4 protein-coding genes are annotated in these 9,855 nt (G+C 70.1%); all 4 read right to left on the minus strand.

The window, feature by feature from the left end:
* Positions 1–2,011 (minus strand): glycogen debranching protein GlgX (gene glgX, locus G3O00_RS35510; protein WP_206145776.1); only part of this gene is annotated, 2,011 nt, incomplete at its 3' end.
* A 31-nt stretch (positions 2,012–2,042) separates the two neighbouring features.
* Entirely contained in the window at positions 2,043–4,250 is a 2,208-nt protein-coding gene (gene glgB, locus G3O00_RS35515) for a 1,4-alpha-glucan branching protein GlgB (protein ID WP_206145777.1), read from the minus strand.
* A complete protein-coding gene (gene treS / locus G3O00_RS35520; protein WP_206145779.1) occupies positions 4,247–7,660 on the minus strand; it encodes a maltose alpha-D-glucosyltransferase in 3,414 nt (1,137 codons plus the stop codon). The genes glgB and treS overlap by 4 nt, the downstream gene beginning before the upstream one ends.
* The coding region (locus G3O00_RS35525; RefSeq protein ID WP_206145778.1) for an alpha-1,4-glucan--maltose-1-phosphate maltosyltransferase at positions 7,660–9,855 on the minus strand (2,196 nt) is incomplete at its 5' end. The genes G3O00_RS35525 and treS, both read right to left, overlap by 1 nt.

Consider the following 9,855-nt stretch of genomic DNA (forward strand, 5'->3'; position numbering starts at 1 on the left):
TGGCCGTTTCGACCAGCACGCGATAGTCGAGCACCGGCGCGGGCGGCGCGAACACGACCGTCTCGGACGACGCGTTCAGCATCACGAGCAGCGCCTCGGTGCGCCCGGTGCGGCCCGTGCCGACGCGCCGCATCGTCAGCGCGCGGCGCTCGCGGTCCTGCCACGCGGGCACGGTCATCGCGTGGCCGTGCTCGTCGAACCAGTCGATCTCGGCCATGCCCGGCGTGGCGTCGCGGTCGCCCGACGGATAGCGCGGCGTGGACATCACCGGATACATGCGCCGCAGCGCGGCGAGCCGCGACACGAAGCGCATCAGCGTCACCGCTTCGTCGCTGCGCGCCAGATCCCAGTCGAGCCACGACAGCTCGTTGTCCTGGCAGTACGCGTTGTTGTTGCCGTGCTGCGTGCGGCCGAACTCGTCGCCGGCCACCAGCATCGGCGTGCCGAGCGCGGTAAACAGCGTCGCGAGCATCGAGCGGGCGACACGCGCGCGCACCGCGCGGATCGCCGCATCGTCGCTCGGCCCTTCGACGCCCCAGTTCGCGCTGCAGTTGTCGTCGCGGCCGTCGCGGTTGTCCTCGCCGTTCGCGTCGTTGTGTTTCGCCGAATACGACACGAGATCGGCGAGCGTGAAGCCGTCATGCGCGGTGACGAAATTGACCGACGCCCACGTGTGGCGCCGCTCGTGGTTGAACAGGTCGGCCGACCCCGCGAGGCGCGCGGCGAGCTCCGGCCGCTGGCCCGCGTCGCCGCGCCAGAAGCGCCGCACGGTGTCGCGAAAGCGGTCGTTCCACTCGGCAAAGCCGGGCGGGTGGCGGCCGAGCTGGTAGCCGCCGAGGCCGAGATCCCACGGCTCGGTGATCAGCTTGCGCTGTGCGAGCACCGGGTCCTGCCGCAACGCGTCGAAAAACCCCGCGCCCGGATCGAAGCCGTGTTCCTCGCGGCCCAGCGTCACGCCGAGGTCGAAACGGAAGCCGTCGACGTTGAACGCGGTGGCCCAGTAGCGCAGCGAATCCATCACCATCTGCACGACGCGCGGATGCGACAGGTTCAGCGTGTTGCCGCAGCCGGTCTCGTCGACATGAAAGCGATGGTCGTCCGGCATCAGCCGGTAGTAGCTCGCGTTGTCGAGGCCGCGCCACGACAGCGTCGGGCCGAGCTCGTTGCCTTCACACGTATGGTTGTAGACGACGTCGAGCACGACCTCGATGCCGGCCGCATGCAACTGGCGGATCGCGATGCGCATTTCGTCGAGCCGCCGCGTCGCGAGATACGCGGGCTCCGGCGCGAAGAACGCGGCCGTGTCGTAGCCCCAGTAGTTGCGCAACCCGCGGTTCACGAGCGCGCGCTGCTGCAGGAACGCGTGGACGGGCAGCAGCTCGACGGTCGTCACGCCGATCGACAGCAGGTGATCGATGAACGCCGGATGCGCGAACGCCGCGAACGTGCCGCGTTCGGGCGGGCGCAGCCCGGCGCGGCGCATCGACGCGCCGCGCACGTGGGTTTCGTAGATCACCGTGTTGCGCCACGATACGCGCGGGCGCCGGTCGGTGCTCCAGTCGAATGCCTCGTCGACCACCACGCACTTCGGCATCGCGGGCGCCGAGTCGCGGCGGTCCATCGACAGGTCCGCGCGGTTCGAATGCAGGCGATAGCCGAACAGCGCGTCCGACCAGCGGAACTGGCCGACCAGCTTGCGCGCGTACGGGTCGAGCAGCAGCTTGGTCGGGTTGAAGCGATGGCCGTGTTGCGGCTGGTACGGGCCGTCCGCGCGAAACCCGTACACGGTGCCCGGATGCGCGTTGGGCAGGTAGCCGTGCCAGATCTCGTCGGTGCATTCGGGCAGGTCGAGGCGCGCGAGTTCCTTGCGGCCGGTGGGATCGAACACGCACAGCTGGATGCGCTGCGCGTGCGCGGAAAATACCGCGAAGTTGGTCCCGAGGCCGTCCCAGGTCGCGCCGAGCGGGTAGCTGCGGCCGGATTCGAGACGGGCGGGCAGGGCGGTCGGCATGGGGGGATCTCCGTGTCGAGGGCGCGGGAATTCAGGCGGGGCGCAGCCACAGCGTCGCGAGCGGCGGCAGGCGCAGCAGCGCCGACCACGCTTCGCCGTGCGCGGGCACGGCCTCGGCCCACACGGCGCCGTCGTTGCCGGCGTTGGTGCCGCCGTACGGCGCGGCATCGGTGTTCATCAGCTCGCGCCACTGCCCGGGTGCGGGCAGGCCGACGCGGTAGCTTGCGCGCGGCACCGGCGTGAAGTTGCAGACGGCGACCACGAGGTGTCCGGCGTCGTCGCGGCGCGCGAACGCGAACACGCTGTTGTCGCGGTCGTCGCCGATCAGCCAGGAGAAGCCCGCCGCGTGACAGTCGAGCGCGTGCAGCGCCGGTTCGGCCGCATACGTGCGGTTCAGGTCGCGTACGAGCCGCTGCACGCCGCGATGCGCGGGCGCATCGAGCAGGTCCCAGTGCGGTGTCGCGTCGTGCGCGAACTCGGCCCATTGCGCGAATTCGCTGCCCATGAACAGCAGCTTCTTGCCGGGGTGTGCCCACATGAAGCCGAAGTACGCGCGCAGCGTCGCGAGCCGCTGCCACGCGTCGCCCGGCATCTTCGCGACGAGCGAGCCCTTGCCGTGCACGACCTCGTCGTGCGACAGCGGCAGCACGAAGCACTCGGAGAACGCGTACACGAGCCCGAACGTCATCCGGTCGTGGTGATAGCGGCGATGCACCGGGTCTTCGCGCACGTACGCGAGCGTGTCGTGCATCCACCCCATGTTCCACTTGAAGTCGAAGCCGAGCCCGCCGTCGCCGGTCGGCGCGGTGACGCCCGGCCACGCGGTGGATTCCTCCGCGACGGTGACGACGCCGGCCGGCGCGGCCGCACCATGCAGCGTGTCGTTCAGCATGCGCAGGAACGCGACCGACTCGAGGTTCTCGCGGCCGCCGTGCACGTTCGGCACCCATTCGCCTTCCGCGCGCGAATAGTCGCGGTACAGCATCGACGCAACCGCGTCGACGCGGATGCCGTCGACGTGATACCGGCGCGCCCACGCGAGCGCCGACGCGGCGAGGAACGCGCCGACTTCCGTGCGCCCGACGTTGAACACACAGGTGTGCCAGTCGGGATGCAGTCCTTCGCGCGGGTCGGCGTGCTCGTACAGCGCGGTGCCGTCGAACTGCGCGAGGCCGTGCGGATCGTCGGGGAAGTGCGCGGGCACCCAGTCGACGAGCACGCCGATGCCGGCCGCATGCGCGCGGTCGACGAAGCGGGCGAAGCCGTCGATCGGCCCGAAGCGCGCGGACGGCGCGAACTGCGCGAGCGGCTGGTAGCCCCACGAACCGCCGAACGGATACTCGGCGATCGGCATGAACTCGACGTGCGTGAAGCCCATCCCCTGCACGTACGGAATCAGCCGCTCGGCGAGTTCGTCCCACGTCGCGCTGCGGTTCATCTCCTCGGGCACGCGCTGCCACGATTCCGCATGCACCTCGTAGATCGACCACGGCACGCGGTAGCGGTCGGCGCGCGGCCGCGCGTGCATCCAGCCTTCGTCGTGCCACGCGAACGCGTCGAGCGCCGCGACATCGGCGACCACGGATGCCGTGCGTGGCGGCGCTTCGGTTGCGCGTGCGCACGGATCGGACTTGTGCGGCAACACGCGCCCGTCGGCCGCGCGCAACTCGTACTTGTAGCACTCGCCTGCGCCGATGCCCGGTACGAACAGCTCCCACACGCCCGACGGCCGGCGCAACCGCATCGGATGGCGGCGGCCGTCCCATCCGTTGAAATCGCCGACCACCGACACGCGCTGCGCATTCGGTGCCCAGACCGCGAAGCGCACGCCGTCGGTGTCGTCGATGCGCGCGGGCGTCGCGCCGAGACAGTCGAGCACGGCGGCCGGGTCGCCGGCGGAGAAGCGCGCGAGCACCGCGTCGTCGAGCAGCGTGCCGAACGCATACGCGTCGTCGATCACCTGCCGCGCGTCCGGCCAGTCGATCGCGAGCAGGTAGTGAGGGGCGCCACCGTTGCGCGGGATCGTCCCCGCGAAGCAGCCGGCGCGATCGACGCACGCGAGCGTGCCGAGTTCGGCGCCTTCCGGCGACAGCGCATGCACGCTCTTCGCGCCGGGCAGCACCGCGCGCACGACGACCCGGCCCGTCTGTCCATGCGGGCCGAGGCACGCGAACGGATCGGGATGGCGGCCGGCGAGCAGCGCATCGATATCGGATCGTTCGAACAGCGTGTCGGTCATGGCGTGTCTCCGTCGTCGGATGCGGCGCCGCCATCGAGCAGCCGTTCGACCAGCGCCGCGAGCCCGCCGACCGGCACGCTCAGCCAGTCGGGCCGGTTCGCGGCTTCGTAGCACAGCTCGTACGACGCCTTGTCGATCAGGAACAGCGCGAGCAGGCGATCGGCGTAGCGCGGATCGACGAAACGCGCGGGGGCGAGTTCGGCGGCCGCGCGATAGCAGTCGACGAAGCGGTCGGCGGCAGCCTGCCCGAAGCGGTCGAACAGCGCGCGCTTGCGGCCGGCCGCCTGCGGCGGCGCCTTCTCGATCGCGAATTGCGCGATTGCGCTCACATACGACAGTGACCGCAGCAGGCCGGCCACGTCGCGCAGCGGATGCGATTTCGCGCGGCGCCGCTCGAGCGGGCGTGCCGGCTCGCCTTCGAAGTCGATCAGCAGCGCGTCGCCCTGCACGTCGAGCACCTGGCCCAGATGGAAATCGCCGTGGATCCGGATGCATTGCGCATCGAGCGTGCGCGGCACGAGCTCGCCGAGCGCGCGCACGGCCGCATCGCGCGACGCGAGCAGCGTGTCGGCCGCCGCGCGCATCGCGGGATCGAGCGCATCGAGCCGCGTGTGCAGCACGTCGAGCGCGTGTTCGAACGACGCGATCGCGTCCGCGCACCAGCCGTCGACGTGTTCGGGCGTCGCGTGCTCCGGTGCGAACGCCGGATCGTCGGACGGCTGCGCGAGCGCGACGTGCAGCTGGCCCAGCCGCGTGCCGATGATCCCCGCGAACGCCGCATAGCCGAGCAGCGCGTCGGGTTCCTCGTCCGTTTCGTCGGGCTCTTCTTCGTCGGCGGCCGGCAGCGCGAGCTCGTCCACCGCGCGGCGCAGGAAATCGAACGAGCGCGTCCACGCATCGCCCTGGTTGTCGGCGTAGCGCTGCAGGATCGCGACCGTATGCGGCGTGCCGTCCGGATCGACGTGCACGACTTCACCGGCGAGCGTCGCGGTGTTCGGGTAGCCGATCCGCGTCAGGTAACGGCTCATTTCCGCTTCCGGATGCACGCCGTGCGCGACCTTGCGCACCAGCTTCAGCACGATCGCGTCGCCGATCACGAGCGAGCTGTTGCTCTGCTCGGCCGCGAGCCAGCGCACGTCGGCGTCGTCGCCGGGATCGAGCGCGGCGAGCGCGTCTTCCGGCAGGAACGCGAGCCGGCCGCCGTCGGAGGTCGGCACCGTCGCGCCGTCGCGCAGCTTGCGCAGCATCCCGTGTGCGAACGCCGGCAGCGCGAACGCGTCGGTCAGGTAGCCGACTGAATGGCCGCGCCGCACGCGCGCCAGCGCGAGCTGCGCGAACAGCGGCTGCGAGGTTTCACCGCCCCACGCGGCCGCGAGCGGCACGACGTAGCGTTCGACGTCGCCCGGCTCATCGGATTCGACCCACGCCTCCGCATACTGGAACGGTTCGCCCGGCATCGGCGTGACGACGTTCAGCCGGGCTGCGCCGATCGTACGGTCCTTCGACGCGAACCAGCGCCGCCGCGCAAGCCACGACGGCAACGCGTCGTGCGCGAGCACGTGCAGCTGGTCGATATCCGGCCGTGCATCGCCGCGCCGCATCACGAGCGTCACGTATTCGGGCAACGGCTCCGCATGCGGTTGCCGCCACGACGGCTCGCGGCCGTGCTCGGCCAGCACGAACCACAGGAATCCGTACGGCGGGAAGGTGAGGAGATACGGGAGCTGGCCGATCGGCGGAAACGGCGAATCCGACGTCATCTCGATCGGCACGCGGCCCGCGAATTCGGACAGGTCGAGCTCGACGGCCTGCGACGCGCGCGACAGGTTCGCGACGCACAGCACCGGATCGTCGCCGTCCAGCTCGCGCAGGTACGCGAGCACCTTGCGGTTCTCCGGGCGCAGGAAGCGGATCGTGCCGCGCCCGAACGCCTGCGACGCGCGGCGCGTCGACAGGATGCGGCGGGTCCAGTTCAGCAGCGAATGCGGGTCGCGCGTCTGCGCCTCGACGTTGACCGCGTCATAGCCGTACAGCGAACCCATCACCGGCGGCAGCACGAGCAGTTCGGGATCGGCGCGCGAGAAGCCGCCGTTGCGGTCCGACGACCACTGCATCGGCGTGCGCACGCCGTCGCGATCGCCGAGGTGGATGTTGTCGCCCATCCCGAGCTCGTCGCCGTAGTAGATCACCGGCGTGCCCGGCATCGACAGCAGCAGCGAGTTGATCAGCTCGATGCGGCGCCGGTCGCGTTCCATCAGCGGCGCGAGCCGGCGCCGGATGCCGAGGTTCAGTCGCGCGCGCCGGTCGCTCGCATAGGTCTGCCACAGCAGGTCGCGCTCGGAGTCGGTGACCATCTCGAGCGTCAGCTCGTCGTGGTTGCGCAGGAACACGGCCCACTGATTGCTCGGCGCGAGTTCCGGCGTCTGCCGCATGATGTCGACGATCGGGAAGCGATCCTCGCTCGCGATCGACATGTAGATGCGCGGCATCAGCGGGAAGTGGAACGCCATGTGGCATTCGTCCTCGTCGCCGAAATATTCCTGCACGTCTTCCGGCCACTGGTTCGCCTCCGCGAGCAGCATCCGGTTCGGGTACTCGGCGTCGATCGTCGCGCGGATCCGCTTCAGGATCGCGTGCGTCTCGGGCAGGTTCTCGTTGTTGGTGCCCTCGCGCGCGACGAGATACGGCACCGCGTCGAGCCGCAGCCCGTCGATGCCGAGATCGAGCCAGAAGCGCATCACCTGCATCACCTCGCGCACGACGGCCGGGTTGTCGAAGTTCAGGTCCGGCTGGTGCGAATAGAAGCGGTGCCAGTAGTACTGGCCGGCGACCGGGTCGTGCGCCCAGTTCGACGTTTCCGTGTCGAGGAAGATGATCCGCGTGCCCGCGTATTTCGTGTCGGTGTCGGACCACACGTAATAGTCGCGATGCGTCGAACCCGGTTTCGCGCGGCGCGCGCGCTGGAACCACGGATGCTGGTCCGACGTGTGGTTGATCACCAGCTCGGTGATCACGCGGATGCCGCGCGCATGCGCTTCGCGGATGAAGCGCCGCACGTCGGCCAGCGTGCCGTAGTCGGGGTGCACGTCGCGGTAATCGGCGATGTCGTAGCCGTCGTCGCGGCGCGGCGACGGGTAGAACGGCAGCAGCCAGATCGTGTCGACGCCGAGTTCGGCGATGTAGTCGAGTTTCGCGATCAGGCCGGGGAAATCGCCGATGCCGTCGTTGTTCGAGTCGTAGAACGACTTCACGTGCACCTGGTAGATGATCGCGTCCTTGTACCACAGCGGATCGTCCGCGCAGAGCGCCGGCGCGCGGCGGCGTGCACGGCGCCGGCGTGGTGTACCGCCCGGCGCGAGCGACGGGAATTGCGCGCGGCGTACGTCGTCGAGGGAATCTTCGCGTTTCATCATCCGTGCCCTCCCGAAGGTGACCGGGCATCGCCCGGTTCGAGCGCCGCCGCCCGCGCGGCGCCTGGAGACGGCGTGAGCCGCCAGATTGCATACGGCCGCACATGCGGATCGAGCGACACGTACTGGCGATGCCCGCGCCAGGTTTCCGCATGCGTGGCGTCCTGCTCGAGCGCGTCGAGCGGTTCGCCGTCGACGAGCCCGAAGCCGCGCCACAGCGACGCATCGAGCGTGAAGTTCGCGACCTGCGGATGCCACGGGTCGGTGCTGATCGCGACGACGACCACGCTGTCGAACGCCGGCGTCGCCTTCACGAACACGAGCACCGTGTCGTTGTCCGCATCGGCGAACGTGAGGCCGAGATGCGTCTGCAGCGCCGGATGGGCGCGGCGCGCGCGGTTCAGCCGCGCGACCTCGGCGCCGATATGCGCGGCCTTGCTCCAGTCGCGTGCACGCAGCTCGTACTTCTCCGCGTTCGCGTATTCCTCGCTGTCGGGCAGCGGCGCCGATTCGCCGAGCTCGAAGCCCGAGTACAGGCCCCATGAGCCGGCCAGCGTCGCTGCGAGCGCCGCGCGGATCACGAACTGCGTGCGCGGCGCATTCTGCAGGTGGCGCGGGTTGATGTCGGGCGTGTTGACGAAGAAGTTCGGCCGGAAGAATTCGCGTGCGGGGCCGGTCGTCAGCTCGGTCAGGTAGTCGATGAATTCGCGCTTCGATTCGCGCCACGTGAAGTACGTGTACGACTGCGAGAAGCCGACCTTCGCGAGCCGAACCATCATCCCCGGCCGCGTGAACGCTTCGGACAGGAACACGACGTCCGGATGCCGGCCGCGCACGTCGTCGATCATCCACGCCCAGAACGGCAACGGCTTCGTGTGCGGATTGTCGACGCGGAAGATCCGCACGCCGGCGTCGACCCAGAACAGCACGGCATCGCGCAACGCGAGCCACAGGTCGGGCAGTGCGTCCGGCGCGTAAAAATCGGGGTTCACGATGTCCTGGTAGCGCTTCGGCGGATTTTCCGCGAAGCGCAGCGAGCCGTCCGGCCGCCACGCGAACCAGCCCGGATGCGCGGCGAGCCACGGATGGTCGGGCGAGCACTGGATCGCGAAATCGAGCGCGATCTCGAGCCCGTGGCCGCGCGCGGCATCGACCAGCGCGCGGAACGCATCGAGCGTGCCGAGCTGCGGATGCACGGCCGTGTGGCCGCCGTCCGGCGAGCCGATCGCGTACGGGCTGCCGACGTCGTCGGGGCCGGCCTTCAGGCTGTTGTTGCGCCCCTTGCGCGCGGTCGTCCCGATCGGGTGGATCGGCGGGAAATACAGCACGTCGAAACCCATGTCGCGGATGCGCGGCAGGTGCGCGATCACATCGTCGAACGTGCCGTGCCGGTGTGGATCGTCGCTCGCCGAGCGCGGAAACATCTCGTACCAGCTGGAGAAGCGCGCCGCGCGGCGCTCGACGTCGACCGGGAAGGTCGTGTCATCGTGCGTGACGAACGGGCGATAGCGCAGCGCCGCGAACGCATCGGCAAGCGGCGTCGCGCCGAGTTGCGCGAGCCGCGCGTCGGCCGGTGCGTCCTTGAATTCGGCGACCAGTTGTTTCATCTGCGTGAGTGCGCGCGCATCGAGCGGATCGGCGAGCTTGAGCGCGGTCGCGAGCAGCAGCTGCGCTTCGCGCAGTTCGAGCGTCACGTCCTGGCCGGCCGCGTGTTTCTTCGCGACATCGTGGACGAGCGACGCCCAGTCGTCGCGCCACGCGAGCACGCGAAACTCGTGGCGGCCGAGCCGGTCGAGCGCGACGCGCGCATGCCAGCCGTCGTTCGGTTCGGCTTCGAACGGGATTTCGCGCCAGTCGTCGTCGCCGGCAGCGCGCCATTGCAGTGCCGCCGCGAGATGCGCGTGCCCGTCGGTGAAGATCGACGCGTGGACGACGAGCGTCTCGCCGATCACGCGCTTGACCGCGAAGCGGCCGCCGTCGACCGACGGCTCGACGCGCTCGATCGCGATCCGTTCGGCCGCGAGCGCCGCGGACAGCGCAGCGCGCTCGTGGGTGGCGTCGCCGCGGGTCGTGACGGGCGGCGCCTGCCATGCATGCAGCAGTGCGTAGGCGCCGGGCTCGAGCGTGAACGGTTCGAGCGCGGCCGGCGGGTGGGTTTGCGCAGCGTCGGGCGTGGCGACGCGCGTGAATCCGCC

Origin of the sequence: Burkholderia sp. Ac-20384 (assembly GCF_017104605.1) — a bacterium.
Lineage (GTDB): Bacteria > Pseudomonadota > Gammaproteobacteria > Burkholderiales > Burkholderiaceae > Burkholderia > Burkholderia lata.

Coding starts and splice junctions, on each gene's coding strand:
- glgB (WP_206145777.1), bottom strand. CDS start 4,250: ATGACCGACACGCTGTTCGAACGATCCGATATCGATGCGCTGCTCGCC.
- treS (WP_206145779.1), bottom strand. CDS start 7,660: ATGAAACGCGAAGATTCCCTCGACGACGTACGCCGCGCGCAATTCCCG.